This window comes from Limosilactobacillus panis DSM 6035 (genome assembly GCF_001435935.1).
Lineage (GTDB): Bacteria > Bacillota > Bacilli > Lactobacillales > Lactobacillaceae > Limosilactobacillus > Limosilactobacillus panis.
On the sequence record NZ_AZGM01000110.1, the window covers coordinates 1 to 23727 of the forward strand.

18 protein-coding genes, 1 other RNA gene and 2 pseudogenes are annotated in these 23727 nt (G+C 47.7%); 7 read left to right on the plus strand and 14 right to left on the minus strand.

The genetic code is table 11. The features are described 5' to 3' along the window. Nucleotides 1-76: 76 nt before the first annotated feature. The 3 genes from dltB to dltD are packed head-to-tail and all read left to right on the plus strand — an operon-like array spanning nt 77 to nt 2782. Entirely contained in the window at nt 77-1225 is a 1149-nt protein-coding gene (dltB, locus tag FD32_RS06865) for a D-alanyl-lipoteichoic acid biosynthesis protein DltB (RefSeq protein WP_047767266.1), read from the plus strand. 29 nt (nt 1226-1254) lie between these two features. Next, nucleotides 1255-1494: a D-alanine--poly(phosphoribitol) ligase subunit DltC gene (dltC, locus tag FD32_RS06870; protein ID WP_047767268.1), complete on the plus strand. Its 240-nt coding sequence runs from the start codon at nt 1255-1257 to the stop codon at nt 1492-1494. Beyond that, nucleotides 1487-2782, plus strand: a complete 1296-nt coding sequence (gene dltD / locus FD32_RS06875; protein ID WP_047767270.1) for a D-alanyl-lipoteichoic acid biosynthesis protein DltD — start codon at nt 1487-1489, stop codon at nt 2780-2782. Before dltC ends, dltD begins: the two co-directional genes overlap by 8 nt. A gap of 721 nt (nt 2783-3503) precedes the next feature. Here dltD and FD32_RS06880 read toward each other — a convergent pair. After that, entirely contained in the window at nt 3504-4610 is a 1107-nt protein-coding gene (locus FD32_RS06880) for a P-loop NTPase family protein (RefSeq protein ID WP_047767278.1), read from the minus strand. 593 nt (nt 4611-5203) lie between these two features. Between FD32_RS06880 and FD32_RS06885 the strand changes: the two are divergent. Both FD32_RS06885 and FD32_RS06890 read left to right on the plus strand, forming a co-directional pair. Further along, nucleotides 5204-6102: pseudogene (locus FD32_RS06885) on the plus strand (serine hydrolase domain-containing protein). A 254-nt stretch (nt 6103-6356) separates the two neighbouring features. Further along, on the plus strand, nt 6357-7730 hold the full coding sequence (locus tag FD32_RS06890; RefSeq protein WP_047767280.1) for an NAD-dependent succinate-semialdehyde dehydrogenase: 1374 nt from the start codon (nt 6357-6359) through the stop codon (nt 7728-7730). A 30-nt stretch (nt 7731-7760) separates the two neighbouring features. On the opposite strand, the pseudogene FD32_RS06895 reads toward FD32_RS06890, so the two are convergent. The 11 genes and pseudogenes from FD32_RS06895 to FD32_RS06935 all read right to left on the minus strand — a co-directional run bounded on the left by FD32_RS06895 (nt 7761) and on the right by FD32_RS06935 (nt 18838). Further along, nucleotides 7761-8719 (minus strand): annotated as a pseudogene (locus FD32_RS06895) (IS30 family transposase). 188 nt (nt 8720-8907) lie between these two features. Further along, nucleotides 8908-9057, minus strand: coding sequence for a toxin-antitoxin system HicB family antitoxin (locus FD32_RS09890; protein ID WP_082126017.1), 150 nt, complete (start codon nt 9055-9057; stop codon nt 8908-8910). A gap of 12 nt (nt 9058-9069) precedes the next feature. Beyond that, entirely contained in the window at nt 9070-9564 is a 495-nt protein-coding gene (gene tpx, locus FD32_RS06900; protein WP_047767282.1) for a thiol peroxidase, read from the minus strand. A gap of 228 nt (nt 9565-9792) precedes the next feature. Then, nucleotides 9793-12975 (minus strand): carbamoyl-phosphate synthase large subunit, encoded by a 3183-nt coding sequence (carB, locus tag FD32_RS06905; RefSeq protein ID WP_047767283.1) that lies wholly within the window; start codon nt 12973-12975, stop codon nt 9793-9795. Next, nucleotides 12968-14056, minus strand: a complete 1089-nt coding sequence (carA, locus tag FD32_RS06910; RefSeq protein ID WP_191980288.1) for a glutamine-hydrolyzing carbamoyl-phosphate synthase small subunit — start codon at nt 14054-14056, stop codon at nt 12968-12970. Before carA ends, carB begins: the two co-directional genes overlap by 8 nt. A gap of 2 nt (nt 14057-14058) precedes the next feature. Next, nucleotides 14059-15345 carry a dihydroorotase gene (locus FD32_RS06915; RefSeq protein WP_047767287.1) on the minus strand — a complete coding sequence of 429 codons (1287 nt, stop codon included), beginning with the start codon at nt 15343-15345 and terminating at the stop codon, nt 14059-14061. Beyond that, nucleotides 15346-16296 (minus strand): aspartate carbamoyltransferase catalytic subunit, encoded by a 951-nt coding sequence (locus FD32_RS06920; RefSeq protein ID WP_047767289.1) that lies wholly within the window; start codon nt 16294-16296, stop codon nt 15346-15348. A 114-nt stretch (nt 16297-16410) separates the two neighbouring features. Next, nucleotides 16411-16950: a bifunctional pyr operon transcriptional regulator/uracil phosphoribosyltransferase PyrR gene (pyrR, locus tag FD32_RS06925; protein ID WP_047767291.1), complete on the minus strand. Its 540-nt coding sequence runs from the start codon at nt 16948-16950 to the stop codon at nt 16411-16413. Between the two features lie 453 nt (nt 16951-17403). Next, nucleotides 17404-17779: RNase P RNA component class B (rnpB, locus tag FD32_RS09895), an RNA gene on the minus strand. A gap of 31 nt (nt 17780-17810) precedes the next feature. Then, on the minus strand, nt 17811-18176 hold the full coding sequence (gene gpsB / locus FD32_RS06930) for a cell division regulator GpsB (RefSeq protein WP_047767293.1): 366 nt from the start codon (nt 18174-18176) through the stop codon (nt 17811-17813). A gap of 77 nt (nt 18177-18253) precedes the next feature. Continuing rightward, complete coding sequence (locus tag FD32_RS06935; RefSeq protein ID WP_047767295.1) at nt 18254-18838, minus strand: SLOG family protein; 585 nt, start codon at nt 18836-18838, stop codon at nt 18254-18256. 83 nt (nt 18839-18921) lie between these two features. On the opposite strand from FD32_RS06935, the gene recU reads away from it, so the two are divergent. After that, nucleotides 18922-19557, plus strand: coding sequence for a Holliday junction resolvase RecU (gene recU, locus FD32_RS06940; RefSeq protein WP_047767297.1), 636 nt, complete (start codon nt 18922-18924; stop codon nt 19555-19557). Then, entirely contained in the window at nt 19547-21859 is a 2313-nt protein-coding gene (locus tag FD32_RS06945; RefSeq protein WP_047767300.1) for a PBP1A family penicillin-binding protein, read from the plus strand. The genes recU and FD32_RS06945 overlap by 11 nt, the downstream gene beginning before the upstream one ends. A 129-nt stretch (nt 21860-21988) precedes the next feature. Here FD32_RS06945 and FD32_RS06950 read toward each other — a convergent pair whose 3' ends face one another. Then, the gene (locus tag FD32_RS06950; RefSeq protein WP_047767302.1) at nt 21989-22903 is read right to left on the minus strand and encodes a DMT family transporter; all 915 of its coding nucleotides are present in this window, start codon (nt 22901-22903) and stop codon (nt 21989-21991) included. A gap of 22 nt (nt 22904-22925) precedes the next feature. Then, nucleotides 22926-23636: a DnaD domain-containing protein gene (locus FD32_RS06955; protein ID WP_047767304.1), complete on the minus strand. Its 711-nt coding sequence runs from the start codon at nt 23634-23636 to the stop codon at nt 22926-22928. Between the last annotated feature and the right edge of the window lie 91 nt (nt 23637-23727).

Here is a 23727-nt window from a genome sequence, read left to right on the forward strand (position 1 = left end):
TTTCTATTTTTATAGTGAGGAAGCTCAGGATCACGGCCAATTACCGTAATTCTGGGCTTTCAAGTTTCAGTATTTAATCCTTGCCATCTTACCATTGGGGATTGGCCTTTACTTTGGGAAACGGTTCAGTTGGTACGAAGCATTGATCAGTTTCATCTTCATTTTTTTGATGTTTGATGGCAGTAGCTGGCAGCAAGGAATTTCTTTGATTGTTTACGTCATCTATGAAACCTGCTTGGTAATGTTTTACACCAACTACCGGAAGAAACAGAACGGGAGTGGGATCTTTTACCTGATCTCCGCCCTTTCCATCTTGCCCCTGGTAATCGTCAAGTTATCGCCGGCAATGGTGGGGCATAACTCCTTGCTGGGCTTCCTCGGAATCTCTTACCTGACTTTCCGGGCAGTTGGCACCGTGATTGAAACACGTGATGGGGTGATCAAGGAGATTTCCCCGTGGAAGTTCATTCGCTTTATTCTGTTTATGCCAACCATTACTTCCGGGCCAATCGACCGTTACCGGCGTTTTGAAAAGGACTACCAAAAGGTGCCCGACCGTGATGAGTACCTCGGCCTGGTCAGCAAGGGGATCTTTTACCTCTTCCTAGGATTCTTGTACAAGTTCGTGATCGGCTATTTCTTTGGTCAGCGCTTTTACCCATTTTTTGAGCGAATGGCCCTAGCCGACCACAGCGTTTTCTCCTGGCATATGCTGGGGGTAATGTACACTTACGGTTTCTACCTCTTCTTTGACTTCGCCGGTTACTCTCTCTTTGCGGTGGCGATTTCCTACTTTATGGGTGTTAAGTCACCGATGAACTTCAAACAGCCGTTCAAGTCAAAGAACATCAAGGAATTCTGGAATCGCTGGCATATTAGCCTGTCCTTCTGGTTCCGGGACTACATCTTCATGCGGTTCGTCTTTATGGCCACTAAGAAGCGGTGGTTTAAGAACCGCAATGCCCTCTCATCAACGGCTTACATGTTAAATGTGGTCTTGATGGGCTTCTGGCACGGAATTACCTGGTACTATATCCTGTACGGCTTCCTGCACGGGATTGCCCTGGTCGTCAATGACTGGTGGCTGCGTTACAAGCGTAATCACCTGCCTAATCTGCCCCACAACAAGCTGACGACAGGAATTGCTATTTTTATCACTTTTAACTTTGTAATGTTTACATTTTTGATTTTCAGTGGTTTCCTAAACACTTATTTCTTTAGCTAACCATGACCATATTTAGGAGGATTATTATTATGCCAGAACAAATCATTAAAATTTTAGCTGACGCAACTGGCCGGGACGCTGCTGACTTTAGCGATGCATCCCAAGACTTATTCACTAGCGGTCTCCTGGATTCCATGGCTACCGTTAGCCTGCTCCTAGGTCTCCAAGATGAATTCGGCGTTCAGGTTCCTGTTTCCGAATTCGATCGGAGTCAGTGGAACACCATTGAAAAGATTGAACAACGGGTAAAGGAGCTTCAAAATGCATAATCGCCGGAAGCTGTGGTCCATTTTTGGCCCGGTTATCCTGGCCTTTGTCCTGGTGATTATTCTTTTCTCCCTGCCGATTAAAAATCGTCATTCCACTGCGATGGAAAAGCAGGCAGCGGTTTCTTTGAGTCCGGTTGTCTTCAAAAACCAATCAATCAAGAAACAGGCCCTCAGTGATAAGCAGACCAAGTTTGTACCCTTCTTTGGTTCCAGTGAACTCCGGCGGATGGACCGCTATCACCCATCAGTGATGGCTGCTCGTTACCACAATTACACTCCCTTCCTCTTTGGATCGCGGGGAACCCAGTCATTGCCACAGTTTTTCAACATTAATTCAATGGAAAACCAAATGACTGACGAAAAGGCGGTTTATATCATCTCGCCCCAGTGGTTTACCAAACAGGGTGTACAGGCACCTGCTTTTAAGTACTATAACGGCTCATATGCTAACCTTACTTGGCTGCAAAAAGCCAACCCTAAGTCACCATATGACCGCTATATTGCCCGCCGTCTCCTAACTTTGATTGGTAAAGATGGGACCGTAGGCGCTGCTGCTCGGAAGATTGCGGCTGGTCACGCACTTAATAGTTGGGACCGGTTCATTATCAATACCCGGGTTAACCTGCTCCAGCACGAAGATGCGCTGTTCTCAGGATTCCAAATTAATAAGAATTACCAGAAGTACATCAATCCCAACATTGATAAGTTACCAAAGCACTACAACTACAATACCTTATACCAGGATGCGGTTAAGACCGGTGAACATGACACAACCAATAACCGTTTCCGGGTCAAGAACAGCTTCTATACCCAGCGGATCAAGCCCGATGAAAAGCACCTTGGCGGGTCACAAAAGAACTTCAACTACACCAAGTCACCGGAATATGGCGACCTGCAAGTGGTCCTTAATGAGTTCAAGAATACCAATGCTAACGTTCTGTTTGTTATCCCACCGGTTAATGCTAAGTGGGAAAAGTTCACTGGACTGGATATGCAGATGTATTACCGGACCGTTGCCAAGATCAAATTCCAATTAAAGGAACAAGGCTTTACTAACGTCCTCGACCTCTCCCGTGACGGTGGCAAGACTTCTTTCATGGAAGATACCATCCACATTGGCTGGGCCGGTTGGGTTAAGTTTGACCAGGTCAGCAACCGCTTTATCAGCAATAAGCAGCCGACCCCCAAGTATAAACTTAACGATCAATTCTTATCGCAAAAGTGGGCTAACCTAAACCCAACTCCTGCTAACCTACAAAAGTTTAAAAAACAGCAATTAGACAAGTAATATTAAAGGTGGTGTGACATAAGTCTCCTATATAGTTGAAAATGCTACAGCGCAGTACACAAAGGGGCTCTAGTGTTCGGATTCTCCGAACGCTAGAGCCCCTTTGTGCTTGCGGGGGTTTGAAAACGAACTAGCAAGCTAGTTCTGTCTCACTCCCCTTTAGTTTTAGCAAAAGTAAGCATCAGCTTCTTAAAGAACGACAGTTTATCTTATCTCCTTTTGCCACTTGCTTCTGCAGTTGATAAGTATAATGATGCGGATTGCAAATCTGTAATGTGAACTTGCTATTCTTGAGGGAAAGCTTTATAAATTTCTTGCTTTGTCTTGGATGGAAAATCACCAATAATAAGAACATTCATACTAATTCACCAACTCTTTGCCAATAGCCTAAATCTGTTTACTTTATTTGATAATTTTAGAATGTTACTTTCATTTCTGCAGTATTATTAAAAATTACTCTAATAATAACCTGAACTTTTCAAAGCGCCTTTTCATGTCTTCTTCGATGAGTAGCTGATCGGACTTAAAGGACTTCATTTTACGATCATGTTCGATATCAGCATTACTTACAATTAGCGAATACTGAATTGTGCTGGGATTGTTAGGGGGCATTGAGGTTCCTTGTCTGCGGGCCTTAACTGTTTTACATTTCATCACGTTCACCTCAGCTATAATTATGTTTGGCCCCTTTTGATCAATTCACCCAAGATAATTAAGAAAATTAAAATTCATCCAGCATTATTTGTTCTTCAATAAAGCGGTCAAAATACGGCAACATAAATTGCACATAACCATAACTTGCCGGCATAATAACTTGGTCATCAATCAACTTTCGACGGTAAACAGAAATATAACCGGGTTTCTTATCCATCTCACGACCAATTTCCTGTGCCTTAACTTTTGGACGTCCAACCTTTACCATTGCTTGTACAAATTGTCGTTCCTTTTCTGTCATTTCATGGTAAACCTTGTAATACACATTCCGGAAAAGATCACTGATATATTGTTCTAGGACCCGATCAATCGTCTCTTTGGTGATTACAGTATTGTCCTGCTCATCCGCCGATTTCCAGACCCAGTACCCTAATAATTGAAAAGCATACGCAAACCCTTTTGTCTGCTTAGTCATATAGATAACCGTTGGAATATCTAACTGGTATCCAGCTTCCTTAAAAATACGAGCATAACTATTTTTAATACTCTCAACATCTAATGGATTAAGCGTTATTCGATTAGCGCGTAAAGGGAAAGTCAGCACATCGTCGTTTTGAATTTCAGAAACATTTTCTGGCAGTCCTGCCATCAATAATGAAACATGTAAGTTATCACGCAACATTACCTGATAGCAACTAACTAATTTTCTGAGAAGCGGAGTTGCCTTCACTTCATCAATTGTAATTAAAATATTAATTCCTTTTTGCGTAAACTTTGTTAGGAGACGGTGAAAAATAGTTTGAAAATTTGCTTCTTTGTTATCGTTACCCATCGAGGTATTAAATTGAATTCCTTTAAATTCGATTTTTAAATCGACCTCACTGAATAATTTAAGAGTAACCAGCTTTTCTCGTAATTGCGCAATTAGTGAACCAAGTAAATCATCGTCTAACACTAAATTAACTACTTGCCAATTACTACTGTTTTCTAGTTCATTGGCAACGTCAGTCATTAGTGTTGTCTTCCCTGCACCACGCTGACCATAAATCAATGATGTTTGAAATGGAGAATTACCGCTGTTTAATTCAGTAATAACTCGCTGAGAAAGAGAATCACGATCAAGAAAGACACTCGGTACAGTCCCAAAACTGGGATTAAATGGATTATTCATCATTATCGTCCACCTTATTTTATAACTTTTTATATCTTTGAAAATATTTTATAACTTTTTATAAGTCTTTACAAGTAATGAAATCATTGATTAGTTTTCTTTCTGGGGAGTGCTAAATTAATAAGCCCAAATTCAATTTGCAGCCCTCAATTTCCTCCGCTATGATACTAATAACTTAATAGTAAACGTTCAAGAACAGCAAGCAAAAAAATAAGGGGCTGTGACATAAGTACTTTTACCAAGTTCAAATACGAACAGCGCGGTACGCAAATGGGCTCCAGTGTCCGGTATAACCGAACTCTGGAGCCCTATTTGCGCTCGCGGGGGCGTGAAAACGAAGTCATAAATGACTTCTGTCACGCTCCCCTTTTCTTCTTAAAAGCAACCACTTTTGACAGCGGTTACTTTCCTTGTCCAATCAGTAAAATAAGTTCATACTAATAGTAATCTAGTAGGCGAGGTGTCAAGTTATGAAAAAAATTAACTTATTTGCCTTTTTAGTCCTCATTCCCTTAACGTTATTATTAGTATTCACTCAATCAAAAAGCAACGCCGCTCCAGTTGACCAACAAACGCAAAGCTAACTCAAGGATTACTTGAAGTCGCACCATATTAACGGTGTAATGTTGGTTAATGGTAAAGGGAGCAAGGCAGTTACGATAACAAATCGCGAAACCACCAATAAACGGGAGATTGTTACCGCAGACCAGCTTTTCCCAATTGCTTCGCTCCAAAAGATCATGACGGGAACCGCCATCTACCAATTAAAGCAACAAAAAAAGCTAGCCTGGGACACCTCCTTGCACCATTATTTTCCACAAGTCGATGGTAGTGATGATATTACTATCCGTGAATTAATGAACCATACCAGTGGTCTTGTTAATAACGACCGTCCGCCCTTTCCACTAACGGGTGAAAAGCAGCAGATTGCCTATATGTTAAAACACTTACGGAACAATCACGTCCACACCTGGGATTACCAGGACGTTGACTATGAGCTGTTGGCGGCCATCATTCGCAAACAAACACACGCTAGCTATAATGACTATCTTCACACTAACTTTGCTAAGCCCCTGCGACTCCGCCAAATAAAAGATTTTTCTGAAGTTGCGCAGGGCCAGGTTCCGCAACCGACGGACCCCGCCGTTGATTGGCACCAGGTCACCGTTACGACATCTTCGAACTTTGGAGCTGGGAACCTCTTCATGTCACCAAACGACTACTGGACATTTGTCTACAATGATGTTTTTTAAGCAACCCGAAAAAGTTACCGGAGTTTTACCAACAAGCTAAAAGCCAAGAGGTTGCCTACTTCGGCGGCGTATATTTCGGTGGCGATATTATTCGTGCTAACGGGAGTATTCCCGGCTATAACTGCTGTTTTATTGCCAACTACAGAACCAAGAAAATGGTAATGCTCTTCACTAATAACATTGACTACTTAACGCTCAAAGCAGCGTCAGATGACCTGATGCATAACTACATGGGCGAATAATAAAAAGCTTCAGTTGACACATCTCTTTGAAGTTCAAAAATTATTTTTCACTAATTGGTCTAACTGTTATTGGCTCCACAAACAGGTATCTTAGTAATCCCTTGTTTTACACTATCTTTCCGATTATATCAGTATATATTGTTATATTATTAACTTATCATTTCGTACAAATTAGCAATCTTATTAAAAATAATTTTTGACTTGGTCTAATAGTTTGATTTAAAATGAAAGCACTTCATTAAGGAGGCTATTTTATGGCATATCAAACTGTCAATCCATATACAAATGAAGTCGAAAAAACTTTTAAAAATACAAGTGATGAGGAACTTGAACAATCATTAGCGACTGCTCACCAGCTTTACCTAAGCTGGCGTAATAACGATCAATTAGAAGAACGTAAAAAAGTTATTTTAAAATTAGCAGAGATTTTACGGGCACACCGCAAGGACTTTGCCACCATTATGACCAAAGACATGGGAAAGCTACTTAGCAAGGCCGAGGGGGAAGTCGACCTTTGTGCTTCATTTTGTGATTACTATGTTGCCCACGCTGACCAATTCTTGTCCCCGGACGTAATTGCCACCACGAGTGGTCGGGCCAAAGTAATCAAGCAATCATTAGGGATCCTGGTAGCTGTTGAACCATGGAATTTCCCATTTTACCAAATTGCCCGAGTATTCATTCCCAACTTTATTGTTGGTAATCCGATGATTCTTAAGGATGCCTCCAATTGCCCAGCATCTGCCCAAGCTTTTGCCGATGCTGTAAAGGACGCTGGCGCCCCAGAAGGCAGTTTGACAAATCTCTTCCTTAACTACGACCAGGTAAGTAAAGCCATCGCTGATCAGCGGGTTGCTGGAGTATGCTTAACCGGTTCCGAACGTGGTGGTGCCGCGGTTGCTAAGGAAGCCGGTGCAAGTTTAAAGAAGAACACAATGGAGCTTGGTGGTAACGATGCCTTCATTATTCTTGACGATGCGGACTGGAATTTAGTTGAACAAGTGGCCCCATCAGCCCGGTTATACAATGCTGGCCAAGTATGCACCTCTTCAAAGCGTTTTATCGTTCTGGCCAAGGACTATGATCGCTTCTTAAAGATTATGAAAAATGCATTTAGCAAGGTCAAAATGGGTGATCCACTCGACTCTGCAACTACTTTAGCACCACTCTCTTCAAAGAAAGCAAAGGATAAGCTGCAAGCACAGGTTGATTTAGCAGTTAAAAACGGCGCTAAAGTATACTATGGCAATCAACCAGTCGACCTCCCTGGCCAATTCTTTATGCCAACTATTTTAACTAACATCACGCCAGATAACCCGATCTTTGACCAAGAGATGTTTGGCCCGATTGCTTCCGTCTACAAAGTTGACACTGAAGAAGAAGCAATTGCACTAGCAAATAATTCTAGTTACGGCCTTGGAAACACCATTTTCAGCAGTAATTATAAGCATGCTGAACGAGTGGCCGCACAGATTGAAACTGGGATGAGTTGGATTAATGACGGCTGGGCTTCTCTTCCTGAGCTGCCATTTGGTGGTGTCAAGCATTCCGGCTATGGCCGTGAATTAAGTGGTTATGGGATTGAAGAATTTATGAATAAGCACTTAATTTATGAACCCCGGCACTAGATATTAGTAAACCTGAAATGTCAATTTAAATTAGAAAAATGTTGAAAGCTGTTCATCTGTGATATTCTTCATGAATACTTCAACAGGTGTGCGATAGTGAAGTGATTTCCGTGAAATTCGATTACGGTATGACATGAGTTGGGTAATTAATTCATCAGGTAGGTTGCGGAAGTCTAATCGTTTACTGAGACCGTCACGGCGTAAAATGCCATTATTATTCTCGTTAAGTCCACGTTGATTGGGTGCCCCGACTTCCGCAAAATAAGTATGAATGTCATGCTTATTAGCGATGTCACGCCAACCAGCGAATTCTTTACCGTTGTCAAAGGTAATTGACTTAACCAAGTGACGGGGCATTTTTGAAAGCCATTTATCTAAGTGACAATTAACTGCTTCATCAGTTTTGCGATGAACATTGAGAACAATCATGACTTTGGATTGACGTTCTACCAAGGTCATGACAGCTCCACGATGGGCTTTGCCTTGAACAGTATCGGCTTCAAAGTGACCGAACTCATCCTGGTCATGAGGGAAGTCTTGATAACGTTGATAGATACTGCGTCCAAGCTGACCAGCCTTACCACGTCGTTCGACATAGCCATTGGGGTGACGTTTATCCTTCATCGGTAACTGTTGAGCATTGAAATTATACTGTCCTCGAGCAAACATCCGATAAAGAGTCCGCATACTACAGCTAATGGCATGTTCCTTACGACCAATAATGGTATCCGGTGTCCAGCCAGCTTTAATTTGGTCGTTAATATACTCAACTTCATTTTGGGGTAACTGAGCTTGTTTTCGACCACAGTGACGTTTATTACGCTGGTATTTTTCAAGTTATTGTTCAATGGTTTTACCGCCATTAAGGAAACGATAAATTCGATAAATCGTTTCCTGACTACGCTTGAGAAGTTTGGCGGTTTGATAGGTTTTAGTTCCAAATCAGCTATGAGGGTTAATTCACGTGTGGTAAGATGTCTATAGGTCATTTGTGATGTTCTTTTACTTTTGTTTGTGGTTATTCAAAAGTCTATCACAAATGGCCTTTTTCTAACTTAATTTTACAAACGGCGAGTATTAACATTGAACTCCCAACCGTGAGCCCAATGTGTTTATTCAGCAGATTATAAAAAGCAGCCCGCACCGAATTCACCGGCGCGAGCTACTTAAAATTTTTTCAGTTAACTTGTATTAAGTTCTCAATGGCAGTCGTTACTGCCGCATTTAACGTTTCCTCATTATCGTCAGCATATTTAACTAAATCTCTATGAAGTTCTGGTGTTATCCGAACATTGAATGTACCTTTATATGAGCTTGCCTTTATCAGGTGCTTTCATTGTCAGACTAACTTTTTCAACTCAGATAACGCTTGATCATAGTTTGGTTCATCAGTGAGTTCCTTCAAAATTTCGCGGTAAACGATTTTGCCATTCTGATCGAGGATCCAGACCGACCGGGCAAGGATTCCTTCATCTGGGATCAACAGTTTGGACTCATAGCCAAAGGACTCGTCCTTATCAGAAGCCAGCTGCATGTGTTTGACACCTTCGGCAGCGCACCACTTTTGCTGGTCTTCAATCGTGTTGGTCGAGATCGTTAAAAAGTTAACGTCTGGGAACTGGTCCATCGTTGAATTAAAGTGCTTAGTTTGAATACTGCAAACGGGGGTATTAATGTTTGGCACAACGCTTAGTAACGTAACCTTTCCCAGCAGTTGCCGCGTTTTGATCTTCTCATCATTTTTGTCATAAACCTTGAAGTGGGGAAATTCTTCACCAACTGCTGGCGGGTTGCCAACTAATTGTCTTGCTTCACCATTAATTGTAATTTCCATGAAAAAGTCACTCCTCTATTAGGTTTAATCCAGTATAACTAAAGTCGGCGCAAAAATCATTAATTTTAACTGGGGTTAACCCGGCCTTCCTCATGATCCTAAAAGCCACCTTAAAGTTATTAGACATGTCTAACAATAAAGTAAAAAAGCCCCACTGAGGACTTTTTTACTTTATGAAGGCTTTCGTTAATGACCCCTTGAAGTCCGGTGACACCACTTTTAATTATTTTAAAGGGCGGTTGCGGAGAATGACCGGTTTTCCAAAGCCCGAAGAAGGGCCCCCACCGTGTCTAGCGCCGTCAGCAGAGGAATATTATGCTCGATTGCCGTCTGCCGGATGATAAAGCCATCGGAATTCTTGGCATAGTCGTGACCCATCGTGTTGATCACCAGGTCAACCTTGTTATCCTTGATGACCCGGATAATGTTTTTGTCACCATCATCTTCACCAATCTTACCAACGGTTTCAACATGTAGGCCGTTGTCCTTCAAGAAATCTGCCGTCCCCTTAGTGGCCAAAAGACGGTAGCCAATCAGGACAAAGCGCTTGGCCAGTGGCAGGATGGTCTGCTTGTCGTTATCTTCGATGGTTAACAAGACGCTCCCGTTGTCCGGCAGCTTCATCTTGGCCCCGGCAAAGGCTTTGTAGAGGGCCTTGGCAAAGGTCTGGTCGGACCCCATGACCTCACCGGTGGACTTCATCTCGGGTCCCAGGTAAGCGTCAACGTCATCCAGCTTATTGAAGCTAAATACCGGCGCCTTGACGTGGATCATCTTGCTCTCCGGGTAGAGGCCATCGTGGTAACCCTGGTCAGCCAGGCTCTTACCGAGGATTACCCGGGTAGCGACTTGGGCCATCTCAATTCCGGTGATCTTAGAAAGGAACGGTACGGTCCGGCTAGCTCGTGGATTGACTTCCAGAACATAGGCCTCGTGGTTATGGATGATGAACTGAATGTTCATGATTCCCTTGCACTTGAGGGCAATTGCCAACTTCTTAGTGGCCGAAACAATCTGGTGCTTGATGTCGTCGTCAAAGCTTTGTGGTGGGTAAACCGCCATCGAGTCCCCCGAGTGGACCCCAGCATGCTCGATATGCTCCATGATCCCCGGCAGCAAGACGTCGGTCCCGTCACAAATGGCGTCGACTTCACATTCGCGGCCTTCCAGGTAGGCATCAATCAAGATTGGGTGGTCAGCGGCCACGTCAGCATTCTCCTTCAGGTACTGGCGCAGTTCGTCCTCGTTGTATACGATTTCCATTGCCTTGCCCCCCAGGACATAACTTGGCCGTACCAATACCGGGTAGCCAATCTTTTCGGCTGCCTCGATCACTCCCTGGTGGGTCGTGGCGGTCAGGCCAACTGGTTTCTTCAGTTCAAGCTTCTTAATAATCTCATCAAAGATTCGCCGGTCTTCCGCCGCGTCAAGGTCCTTAACACTGGTTCCCAGGATTTGGACCCCGTTCTTGTCCAATCCGGCCGCCAGGTTAATTGCCGTCTGGCCACCGAACTGAACGATTACGCCTACTGGTTGTTCGAGGTCGATTACATTCATAACGTCCTCTAAGGTGAGCGGTTCGAAGTAGAGCTTGTCAGAAACGGAGAAATCAGTTGAAACCGTCTCCGGGTTCGAATTCATGACGATTGCCTCGTAGCCCATTGACTGGAGGGCCTTAACACAGTGGACAGTCGCGTAATCAAATTCGACTCCTTGGCCAATCCGAATCGGGCCAGAGCCAATGACGAGCACTGACTTCTTGCCAGTTCGGTGACTCTCGTTTTCCCGGTCGTAAGTACTGTAAAAGTACGGGGTGGATGAGTCAAACTCTGCCGCGCAGGTGTCAACCATCTTATAAACTGGGATGATTCCATTATCCTTCCGCATTGCTCGAACCTTATCTGCCGTCGTCTTCCACAGGTTGGCAATCGTCTGGTCACTAAAGCCGTACTTCTTGGCTAACCGCAAAGTTGCCAGGTCCGCCGGCTTGTCCTGAATTTGTTTTTCAAGTTGGACCAGGTGGAGAACGATGTCCAAGAAGTAGTCGTTAATCTTAGTCAGCTCGTGGACATCGTCAATCGTGTAACCGCGACGGAAAGCTTCCGCAATGTAGAAGAGTCGGTCGTCTTCGGCGTGCACCAACTTGTCTTCTAGGGCCGTATCCGTGGCCTTGTGGGCTGGAACAGAGAAGAGGTCCTTCTGGTCGATTTCTAGGGACCGCACGGCCTTTTGCAGGGCCTCTTCGGCGGCCCGGCCAATCGCCATGACTTCCCCGGTGGCCTTCATCTGACTGCCCAGCCGGCGGTCGGCCCGGGTGAACTTGTCAAACGGCCAGCGCGGAATCTTGCAAACGACATAGTCGAGGGCCGGTTCAAACTCGGCATAGGTTGTTCCGGTAACCGGGTTCTTGATCTCGTCTAAAGTCAGGCCAACCGCAATCTTAGCGGCCATCTTGGCAATTGGGTAACCAGTGGCCTTAGAAGCCAGTGCCGAGGACCGGGATACCCGGGGGTTAACCTCGATTACGTTGTAGTGGTAGGAATTCGGGTCCAACGCTAATTGAACGTTACAGCCCCCTTCAATCTTGAGGGCCCGGATCAATTTCAAGGCACAGTCCCGCAGCATCTGGTATTCCCGGTCCGAAAGGGTCTGGCTCGGGGCAAAGACGATTGAGTCCCCAGTGTGGATGCCGACCGGGTCGAAGTTTTCCATGCAGCAAACCACCATTGCGTTATCGCTGGCGTCGCGCATCACTTCGAACTCGATTTCCTTGTAACCGGCAATCGACTTTTCAATCAGACATTGGGTAGCTGGTGAAAGGTCTAACCCGTTGGCAGCAATCGTCTTCAGTTCCTCGTCATTGTGGCACATTCCACCACCGGTACCACCCATGGTGAAGGCCGGCCGAACAATTACCGGGTAGCCAATCTGGTGGGCAAACTTCAGGGCACCGTCAACCGTCTCCACGGTTTGGGAGGCCGGCACGGGTTCGTGGAGCCGTTGCATCAGTTCCTTGAACTTTTCCCGGTCTTCCGCCTCATCGATGGAGTCTAACTTGGTCCCCAAGAGCTCAATGTGCAATTCATCTAGCAGCCCCGTCTTGGAAAGGGCCACGGCCAGGTTCAGGCCAATCTGACCTCCCAGAGTTGGCAAAATAGCGTCCGGGTATTCCTTCCGAATAATCCGGGAGACAGATTCAACCGTTAAGGGTTCGATATAAACGTGGTCAGCGATTTCATTATCCGTCATGATTGTTGCCGGGTTGGAGTTAACGAGAACGGTCTCGTACCCCTCTTCCCGTAATGCTAAGCAGGCCTGGGTTCCAGAATAATCAAACTCAGCCGCCTGACCAATGATGATCGGTCCAGACCCGATTACTAAAATCTTGTGAATATCTGTCCGTTTAGGCATTCGTTCGTGCACTCCTTTGCTGGTCTACCATGCTAATAAAGTCATCAAATAAGCCGTCAGCATCGTGGGGGCCCGGTGCAGCGTCCGGGTGGAACTGAACTGAAAAGGCCGGGTACTGCTTGTGACGTAGCCCTTCAATCGTGCCATCATTTACTTCGACATGGGTCACCAGCAGCTTGTCCTGGTCAATTGACTGCGGATCAACCGCGTACCCGTGGTTCTGGGAGGTAAAGTCAATCTCACCGGTAGCAATGTTTCTAACCGGGTGGTTAAAGCCCCGGTGGCCGAACTTCATCTTGTAGGTCTTCGCACCGTTAGCGAGGGCAAAGACTTGGTGCCCCATGCAGATGCCAAACAGCGGCAGGTGTTTTTCTACCTCGGCAACCATCTTTGCGGCGTCCGTCATCTCCTCCGGGTCACCAGGACCGTTGGACAAGAGAATACCGTCGGGCTTGAGGTTCAAGATTTCCTCCGCCGTGGCGGTGTACGGCAGGACAATGACGTTGCATTCCCGTTCCGCCAGTTCGCGCAGAATGCTGTGCTTGATTCCAAAGTCAATCACGACGATATTCCGCTTCGTCCCGGGGTTCGGGTACGGTGACTTGGTTGAAACCTGGCTGATGATCCCCGCGGTTGGGTGGGCAGTTTGGATCTTCTTCAAGAGCTTGTCCGGGTCGGCCACGTTGTCAACGATTGCCCCGCGCAATGTCCCGTGTTGGCGAAGCTTGCGCACCAGTTCCCGGGTGTCAATGCCTTGAATTCCCGGTACCTTTCGTTGAGTTAAGAAATTTGGCAAGGTATCTTGCATTCGCCAGTTGGTGGGGCGCCGGGCGACCCGGTGACAAACTACTCCTTTGATTTGGGGCTGCAATGACTCGTAGTCATCCAGGTTGACCCCATAGTTACCAATCAAGGGGTTGGTAAATACCAGGATCTGGTTAGCGTAGGACTGGTCAGTGATTGCCTCTTGGTAACCAGTCATCCCCGTCGTAAAGACCACTTCACCAAGCGTTGAGCGGTCCGCGCCAAATGCCTCACCAGCGTAGACGCTGCCGTCTTCTAGTACAAGGTAGCGTTCCATCATTAATCTTCCTTTCGTTCGTAAACCACTTTGCCGTCGACCATCGTCAAGACGGTCTCACCATAGACCTTGTCACCAGTAAAGGGATTATTGATCCCCTTGGATCGGTAATCTTCTTGCTTGATCTCAAATTGGTGGTCAAGGTCAAAGATCGCAATGTCAGCCGGCTTACCGGGTTCTAAATGTCCCGCATCCTTCAAGCCAAAGAGGTCGGCCGGCTTGGCTGTCATCCAGTCGAGCAGCTGCGTAAGGCGGCAGATCCCGGTCTTGACCAGTTTCGTGTAGAGCTCACAGAAAGCCGTCTCGCTTCCCGTGATGCCGTTAGCTGCCTTAGTAAAGTCATTCGGCTTATCACTAACGGTGTGGGGAGCGTGGTCCGTTGCAACCATGTCGACCGTCCCATCAAGCAGGCCCGCAATTAACGCCTGCCGGTCTTCTTCATGCCGCAGCGGCGGGTTCATCTTGTAGTTGGTGTTACCTGCTGGAATATCCTTGTCGGCTAACAAGAGGTGGTGCGGAGTGGCTTCACAGGTTACATTGACCCCCTGCTGCTTTGCGAAGCGGACCATTTCAATACTTTCCTTAGTTGAAACGTGACAGATATGGTAGTGGACCCCGGTTGCCTTAGCCAGCACCAGGTCACGCGCAACCTGAGCTGATTCAGACACGCTCGGTGCGCCGGGCAAGCCTAATTCCTTTGCCCGCTGACTTTCGTTCATTACGCCGCCAAAAAGGAGGGAGTTGTCTTCCACGTGAGCAGCTAACGGGAGACCCGCCTTAGCGGCACCTTCCATCGCCTTGTACATGGTGCCCGCAGTTTGCACCCCACTCCCGTCGTTGGAAACAGCAAAGGCACCGGCGCGCTTGACGCCTGCAAAGTCGACCAGCTGGTCACCCTGCCGCCCGGTTGTGATCGTTGCAAACTGGGCAATGTGGACCAGGCCCTCCTCCTGGTTACGTTTGACCATGTGGGCCACCCGTTCAGGGGTATCAGTGGTAGGGTCAACATTTGGCATTGCCCCGACCGTGGTAAAACCACCGTGGATGGCAGCTGCTGTCCCGGTCTTGATTGTTTCCTTTTGCGTTTGGCCAGGGTCGCGATAGTGAACGTGAACGTCCACCAGGCCAGGTGTTACCAGCTTTCCGCTGGCGTTAATGATGTGACCAACCTCGTCAGCGAGGTCGGGAAGATTGCCAATGGCTTCGATAATATTATCGTCAACTAAGACATCGGCGCAAATCAGCCGACCGTTGACGTAGACGGTGCCGTTTTGAATTAAAATTTTCATCTATTCCAAACCTCCCAGGTGACGACCACGGACAACTGCTTCCAACATTGCCATCCGCATGAAGACGCCGTTTTGCATTTGTTTAAAGAAGGCACACTTGGGTGCTTCAACCAGGTTACCGGCAAGTTCGACGTCGTGGTTGATCGGACCGGGGTGCATAATCAGGCATTGGTCCTTCAGCCGGTTATAACGGTCATGGTTGATTCCGTATTTCTCATGGTACTTAGCCGCGTCAAACTTGCTTTCGTTAGCGTCACCGGCATGCCGTTCGTGCTGCACCCGCAAAAGCATCATCACGTCAACCTTGTCCACCAAGTCGTCTAGCGGGCAGAACTTACCGTACTTGTCAAAGGCATGGTCGTACCAGTAGTCGGGACCGGAGAAGTAAACTTCAGCTCCCAGCCGCGTCAGGATTTCCATATTGGACCGGGCAACCCGGGAGTTGGTAATGTCACCAACAATGGCAATCTTTAAGCCCTTGAAACTACCGAAGTGCTCGTGGATGGTCATCATATCTAAGAGGCTTTGGGATGGGTGTTGGCCGCTCCCGTCACCGGCATTGACAATCCCCAAGTTGAGGTGCTGGTCGGCACGGTGGTTAATCAGCGGTTCATAATAAGCGTTTTGACTTGCCCGAATGACGGACAGGTTAACGCCCAGCGCATTCATCACCAGGCAAGTGTCGTAAAGGGTCTCGCCCTTGCTCATCGAACTGTGGGCGGCGTCAAAGGGGATTTCGGTAAGGCCCAGCTTCTTTTCGGCCATTGCAAAGCTGGTATGCGTCCGGGTTGAGTTCTCAAAGAACATGTTCGTGACGTAGACGGGCGTTTTTAGCTGGGGCCTTGCACCACCGTTCTTAAAATATTCAGCCCGCTTGATCAGGGTATTAATCCGGTCAACACCCAAATTTTCAACACTTACAAAGTGTGGTAACTTAACAAATTCAGTCATGATTTGATTCTCCTTAATAAAAAAGCCTGGGGCTCTTGCTCCGGGCAGTCTGGTCTTCTCCACCTATATTAAGGAGAAGTAACCATGCTGCCCTCTCTGTAGCAAAATTAATGGTTACTTATTCAAGTTAATTAGTTCAACGTCATCCTGGTCGTCAACTTCGGTCATGTTGACCTTAACCTTTTCCTCACTGGATGTTGGAACGTTTTTGCCAACAAAGTCAGGCCGGATTGGCATTTCCCGGTGGCCGCGGTCAATCAAAACCGCCACCCGGATGCTTTGGGGCCGTCCCTGGTCCATCAGGGCATCCATTGCCGCCCGCACTGTCCGGCCGGTGAAAAAGACATCATCAACCAAAACGACTTGTTTGTCATCAATGTTGACCGGCAATTTCGTGGTGACTTTACTTTCTTTTGCCACCTGGTCATTTTGCAAGTCGTCACGGTAACCGGTGATATCAAGGGGAACCACTAGAATCTGGGCATTCTCGAGTTTGGCCATCTGTTCCGCAATCCGCCGGGCAAGAAATTCACCGCGGGTCTTAATCCCAATCAGGATCAGGTCGTCAAAGCCCTTGTTCCGTTCAATGATTTCATAAGTAATTCGGGTCAAAGCTCGCTTCATTGCCATTGCGTCAATAATCTGTTTGTTCATCATTACACCTCTTTTGATCATGCCCCAAAAGAAAAGCCCCTAGACAAAGCCGTTTCGTCTAGGGGTTCACTAATACCAGGGTCTTATCTGGTACTCGCGTTATTATAGCCGAACCTTACTAGCCTCACGGGACTAACTTAAAGGACATTGATTGACTATAAGATACCAGTTTTGTGAAAAAAGTCAAGGACTGGCAGAAATTTAAAACTAAAAAAAGAAGCTGGAAAAAAGCATCAGAGCGCGCCTTTGGCTAGTATGGGACGATCATTGGCACGGAACGGGCCGGCGATTGTCCGTAATCAATGGACTTGCTGCGCGGCGGTAGACACTAGGAGCGCGCTTCGAAGCGGAGCAAGCCTATTGGTTTTTCCGCGATTACTGTGTAACACTCGGATATGAAAAAGAGGCTGGTGAGAAAACAAAGTCTTCTCCCAGCCTCACCTGTTTGCAAGCATCTGTAGGCCATGTTTTGTCGTAGCCCAACCACCAGGCAATGGTTGGACCGAGGTAATCATCTATCTCAGAGTTAAAAAACTCTCCCCTGGAATCGCTTCAATTTGCTATCCAAAGCTCCCCTACCGTAGTTTGGGTTTACCGCTTGAGGGGTTTACCGCGTTCCACCAGCAAGGTTTCCCCTGCTGTATCGTCACTGTGGCACTTTTCAGGAATACTCGGGCATAGTAAAACCTTAGCCGTTTTTTCCGCCGTCACCGGACATGCCGGTGCCCCGCCTTATTTTTTCAGCGAGCACAAACACTACAGGCATCGCAGCCTGTGCGAGCATGGACCTTCCTAACGCAACAAAAGCTGCGCTCAATTACCCAAAGCTTGCAAAATCTTATTATATTTGATAACGCGCACTAAAGCAAGTGTGAATCGTCGTTGCCGTTGTTGTCACCCAGTTGGGAACCAAATACCCGGCGTTCCAGGTTGGAAAGCCGCTTTAAGATATCCATATTGGTGGCGTTAGAAACGGGTTGCTGGTTAGCTGACCGGGTATTCATCGTGGCGCCAACTTCAACTTGCCGGTTGAGTTCGTCAACCTTAGCTTTTAACCGCTCGTTTTCATCGTTTAAACGGTCGATTTCCTTGTTGTAGGTGTCGTAGTCCTTGATAACATTATCAAGAAACTCATCAACATCAGCCATATCGTAACCCTTACCGATGCTGCGTTCTTTAAATTGCTTATGCAAAATATCTTGTGGAGTATAATTTATGTTACCCAACTTTGAACACCTCAATTGTTTAGTTTGCGTAATACATAACTATCTTACCAAAACCTGCCTTGATTGCAAGGATTTTTTTAGTACCCCTTCTCCGCCAGTTTCTTTTCACGTTCCTGCTCACCCCATTCAAGGGCCGCTTCCTGAAGCTCATCGAAGTCAATTAGGTCCAGGGGGTAGTCTTGACTTTCGCCATACTTCTGCGCTAAGCGGTAATCGTACTTAGGCTTCCCCGGGTGGTCAAGGTCATACACCATCAGCATCCGGTCGGTATGGGTAATCATGAATTGCTGGTACAGGCGGAGTTGCTCCGGTGACTCATACGGTTTTGTGGTGACCTCCTTAGAGAAGTTAACCCGTTCGCGGAGGGTGGCCAGCTTAGCCTGGTTGGCGGCGTTCCACTTACCAGCGAAGTCAGCAAACGGCAACATAATGGCCACCTTGAGCTGGTGGTAGTCCTTCCGCAAGTCCAGAGCACACTCTGCTGCCCACTGCTCCGTCCCCAGCTGGGGCCCGGTGATCAGCCAAAATTCGTCCGAGCTTTCATCTAAGTAGCTTTTTAGCCGGGCAGTTAGGACCCGTTTGACTACCAAAACCTTAGGGTCATCGTCTTTGAAAGTGTTGAGCTCGTAACTACGGTAGCCGGTTACCCACAAGCGGCGCATAAAATTACCTCCGTAACAATTCTGTATCAATCAGTTTATCAATATTCTGGTATAATATATTGCTAGTTAGGAGAGTGAGCACCTTGACTATTCACTATCCCAATGGCCAGCATCCCCATCAATCATATCACGCCCAGCGGGATTTACCGACCCCCCACCAGTCAATTTATGCCAAGCGGGGGATGTCGCTCGAGGATGAAATCAACCATAGTAATCAGTACTACTTGAGTCGTCACATTGCAGTTATTCATAAAAAGCCGACGCCCATTCAGCTAGTCAAAGTCGACTACCCGAAGCGGAGTGCGGCGGTTATTCGGGAGGCCTACTTCAGGCGCCCATCGACGACCGATTACAATGGTGTCTACAAGGGGTATTACATCGATTTCGATGCCAAGGAGACCCGCAATAAGCAGTCCTTTCCTTTGAAGAACTTTCATCCCCACCAGATTCATCATATGCGTGAGTGTGTTAAGCAGGGCGGAATTTGTTTTGCCTTTATTAAGTTCACGGAGCTTGACCTCGTCTACTTACTGCCGGCAAGCATTCTCTTCCAGTACTGGGATGAACAGGCCAGTGGCAGTCGGAAATCAATCCTGCTGACCGACATTCAAAAGGCGGGCTTTCAAATTGGCTACCAGTTGAACCCCCGCCTACCATATCTCAAAGCAGTCGATCAGATAATCGCTGCGAAGAACAAAGGAGTCTATCATGTCGAATAATGATCAACCGACCCGTGGCGACCGGCATCAACCGAGTCAAGAAGATTTTGATGACGAGCGTAGCGGGGGCTTAATCAAGAAGATCCTGTTATGGGTGGCCGGGATAATCGTCTTACTGATTGTCGCCGGTGCGGCCCTCTTCTTCTACTATGCTTCTAGTGCCCCAAAGATCAGCGAGAGTGAACTGGCTAGTCAAAACGGGACCACGATTTATGATGACCAAAACCGGGTTATCTCCCGCCTTGGTCTGCAAAAACGGGAATACGCCAAAGATGGTCAGGTCCCAGCAACGTTGAAGCACGCCGTGGTTTCTATTGAAGACCGGCGCTTCTACAAACACCACGGGATTGACCCGATTCGGATCATGGGAGCGGCCACTTCAAACATCTTTGGTCACTCCGACGGAATGCAAGGGGGAAGTACCTTAACCCAACAACTGGTTAAACTTTCCGTATTCTCCACTGCGGCCTCGGACCGGACCTTCAAGCGGAAGGCCCAGGAAGCCTGGCTGGCAATCAACGTTGAGCGCCACTTTAGTAAGAACCAGATCCTCGATTTCTACATTAATAAGGTTTACATGGGTAACGGGGTCTACGGTATGCAAACGGCGGCTCAATATTACTATGGTAAGAACCTGGACGAGCTGAGCCTGTCTCAGCTGGCCCTGCTTGCCGGGATGCCGCAGTCACCAACCTACTATAACCCGTTGTCGACCAACACCCAGGCGGCGACCCAACGGCGAAACGAAGTCCTAAACGCAATGGTGCGGAGTAAGTACATTACCCAATCGCAGGCCGACAACGCGGCTAAGGACAGCATCACCGCTGACCTGGACCCCCACCATGGAAACACTTCCGGCGGGGACGTTAACGTTAACGAAAAGGTTGTTGACCCTTACATCAAGCAGGTCTTAGCTGACCTAGAAGCCAAGGGTTACAACCCGTACAACGACGGCTTACAGGTTCACACTAACCTTGACCTGGATGCTCAAAAGAAGCTATACGACCTGGCCAACAACTCGGTATCCTTCCAGAGTCCAACGATGCAGGCTGGGGTAGCCGTTACCGACCCCCACAATGGTCAGATTGTTGCCATGCTTGGTGGCCGTCACACTGGTAAGGTTATTTACGGCCTTAACCGGGCGGTCCAAACTAACCGGAGTTCCGGTTCGACTGCCAAGCCATTAATGGACTACGGTCCGGCAATCGAATACCTGCAGTGGCCAACCTTCAAGTCCGTCTCAGATACCAAGTTCTACTACCCTGGCACCAGCATCGCCCTGCATGACTTTGATAACAAGTACAAGGGAACGATGACGATGCGGGCTGCCCTCGTGCAATCACGGAACGTCCCGGCTATCCGGACCCTGCAACAAGTCGGGATCAAACGGGCAACGACCTTCTTAAAGGGTCTCGGCATCTCCCAAAAGAAACCGTACACCCTGCAAAGTGGGATTGCCCTGTACATTTCACCACTTCAGGTTTCCGCTGCTTACGCGGCCTTCGCTAACGGTGGGATTTACCACAAGCCGTTCTACATTTCATCAATCACCACCCAGGATGGCGCGGTCAAGCATTACAGTTCCACCGGCCACCGGGCAATGAACAAGGCAACGGCCTACATGATGACCGACATGCTCAAAGGGGTCTTCACTAACTCTCAAGGTAGTGCCACGGCCGCTCGTTTGGACGGGGTCAACCAGGCTGGGAAGACCGGGACAACGAACTACCCAGGTGGTAGCGGCAAGTCCGGTGTCATGGATTCCTGGATGGCAGGGTACACTAAGAACTACTCGATTGCCGTCTGGACTGGTTATGACCACCCAATGTCGGAAAGCCCAATTGCTGAATCCTCGACAACCGATGCCCAGATTCTTTACAGGAACCTGATGCAATACCTTGATAGTCAAAACCATGCTAGTGACTGGAAGATGCCAGATACGGTTGAAGCGGTCCGGGTAAATGGTAAACGGCAGCTAGTGATCAAGGACTCTAAGTGGGCCCTCCAATACGCTGCAATCGATGATGATAGCGGAAGCAGTGATGACGACGACAGCAGTCGCAGCAGTAGCGACCGCAGTGGTTCATCATCCATTGATTCGATGGTTACTTCGCGTTCCGTCTTTAGCAATGAAGACCAGGATGGTAACAACCGGAACCAGAATACAACCGCTAATAGTAACTCAAGCAATGGCAACAGTGGCAACAACAATACCAACAGCAATGCTGGTAACAGTGGTAATACTAATGGCGGTAGTGCCCAACAGCCAGCCGCTAATCCACAGGCTGCAGGCGCTCGTTAGCCGAAGATTAAATAATGTCCCGTGTGACGAAATCCATCACACGGGACATTTTGGGTTTAAAGGGTAGCTTCCTCCTTACCCACCATAAAGAATAAGCTCCAGCGTCCGAAGGCTGGAGCTTATTCTTATTTAAATTTCTTTACGCCGCCGTCCATCTTGCAGGATGTAGATGGCAACCAACACGATGACAATCCCGGTGATCTCTACCCAGTTCAAATGAAGGTGGAAGAAGATTACGCTCAAAACTGACGTAACGATTGGCTGGAGGGCATCCATAATACTGATCACGTCGGATGGGGCAAAGTTAATTGCGTGCAAAAGCAGGCCAAACGGCAGGATCGTCCCGAAGAGGATCACGGTCCCTACTGACAGGACCAGGGTCGTGGAAATGTGCGGCGGGTTGACCCACATTGGCCGGTAGAGGTTAAAGAGGGCCCCCGCAATCATGGTCCCCCAACCGAGAACCACCAGGGGCGGATTCTTCGCTGATGCCCGCCGGGGTAAGACAACGTAGAAGGCTGCCGTAATCCCGGACCCCAGGCCCCAAAGAACCGAAATAAACGGCAAGGCTAGCGACGTCAGGTTTCCCCGAGTGATGCACATTACCACCCCAATCAACGCTAGGACGAAGGCGATGATGTCACTTTGGAAGGGCCGCTGCCGCATGATAAAGATGTTCCCCAAGACGATAAACAGTGGTGAAAGGTACTGAAGAATTGTGGCCGCCGAAGCATTCCCAGTCTGAACCGCAAAGTAGAATGTCAGTAAGTTCAGCATTAACCCAAAGATGGCATAGGTTACCACCGAGATGGCCGTATCCCGTGACCTGAAGACGTTAAAGGTCTTCCGGCCGTAAATAATAAAACTCAGGACCAGAAGGATAAACCCGGTGATCAAGGTCCGGGTCGACAACATCCAGGTTGCTGGGATGGCCAAGTTTTGGGAGATCAGCTGGAGGGTGGTCCCCGAAATCCCCCACATTACTGAGGCTAGTCCGGCCCAGCCCATCCCCTTCATGACCGCATGTGATGACTTGTACTCCATTATTTTATTCCCCTTTCAAACTCTATTCGCCCAACTTGTAGATTGGGATCTTGGGCCCCTTCTTTCGCTGGCGCTTGTTGCTGGTGGCGCTTTCCTGCTGCCCCCGCCGCTGCTCAAACTGACGCTCGTGTTGCTCGATATCATGGCGGGTTCTTAAACCCTGGCGGTCCCAACTCTGCAAGATCCGTTCCATGTAGTTCAGGCTTAGGGCGCTATTCAAGACCGCCTGCTTTAGGGCCAACTTGATCATCTCGGTCGAATAGCCGTCCTTATCCAACCAGTCGTTGACGATTTGCATCTCCATCGAAGAAAGTGGCCGACCAAATTCGGCCTCCAGCGAGTTGAAGGTTTTCATCCGGCTATTTGCCGCCGTCGTCTCGACATGTTGGGTAGCCTGTTGGTCATCAAAGACGGCCAGACGGTTAATCAGCGGTGTAAAGTCGTAGGCCGCTTCTTCCTTACCGTCGTTTGTCTTGCGCATCTGCTGGTCAACCAGGCCGCTCATAACCATCTGGTGGAGCTGGTCAAACACCTGGACTTCGGAAGTTGCCAGGTTCTTGGCGATCTGCCGGATATCTGGACTCGCATTGCCGCGGTCCTGGTAGGACTTAAACTGTAAATAGAGGACCAGCTGGGACGTGGTCAGGCCAATTTCCTTATAGTGGTGAAGCAGGATGTTGCTCACCGAGGTCTCCCCCGCTTGTAAATACCGCTGCAGAGAATTTTCTGCCATAATCTCCCTCCTTAAAGTTATTTCATAAATTAATGAAGAGGATGAAAAAGAACCGCAGCCTTTCCCCACCCTCATTACACAATAATCACGG

Bases quoted from the DNA above. Each gene is read 5' to 3' on its own strand.
- FD32_RS06880 (WP_047767278.1), bottom strand. From the start codon at position 4,610: ATGATGAATAATCCATTTAATCCCAGTTTTGGGACTGTACCGAGTGTC.
- FD32_RS06955 (WP_047767304.1), bottom strand. From the start codon at position 23,636: ATGGCAGAAAATTCTCTGCAGCGGTATTTACAAGCGGGGGAGACCTCG.
- pyrR (WP_047767291.1), bottom strand. From the start codon at position 16,950: ATGAACAAACAGATTATTGACGCAATGGCAATGAAGCGAGCTTTGACC.
- carA (WP_191980288.1), bottom strand. From the start codon at position 14,056: ATGGAACGCTACCTTGTACTAGAAGACGGCAGCGTCTACGCTGGTGAG.
- FD32_RS06915 (WP_047767287.1), bottom strand. From the start codon at position 15,345: ATGAAAATTTTAATTCAAAACGGCACCGTCTACGTCAACGGTCGGCTG.
- FD32_RS06950 (WP_047767302.1), bottom strand. From the start codon at position 22,903: ATGGAGTACAAGTCATCACATGCGGTCATGAAGGGGATGGGCTGGGCC.
- carB (WP_047767283.1), bottom strand. From the start codon at position 12,975: ATGCCTAAACGGACAGATATTCACAAGATTTTAGTAATCGGGTCTGGA.
- dltC (WP_047767268.1), top strand. From the start codon at position 1,255: ATGCCAGAACAAATCATTAAAATTTTAGCTGACGCAACTGGCCGGGAC.
- tpx (WP_047767282.1), bottom strand. From the start codon at position 9,564: ATGGAAATTACAATTAATGGTGAAGCAAGACAATTAGTTGGCAACCCG.
- FD32_RS06935 (WP_047767295.1), bottom strand. From the start codon at position 18,838: ATGCGCCGCTTGTGGGTAACCGGCTACCGTAGTTACGAGCTCAACACT.
- FD32_RS06890 (WP_047767280.1), top strand. From the start codon at position 6,357: ATGGCATATCAAACTGTCAATCCATATACAAATGAAGTCGAAAAAACT.
- dltD (WP_047767270.1), top strand. From the start codon at position 1,487: ATGCATAATCGCCGGAAGCTGTGGTCCATTTTTGGCCCGGTTATCCTG.
- FD32_RS06945 (WP_047767300.1), top strand. From the start codon at position 19,547: ATGTCGAATAATGATCAACCGACCCGTGGCGACCGGCATCAACCGAGT.
- FD32_RS06920 (WP_047767289.1), bottom strand. From the start codon at position 16,296: ATGACTGAATTTGTTAAGTTACCACACTTTGTAAGTGTTGAAAATTTG.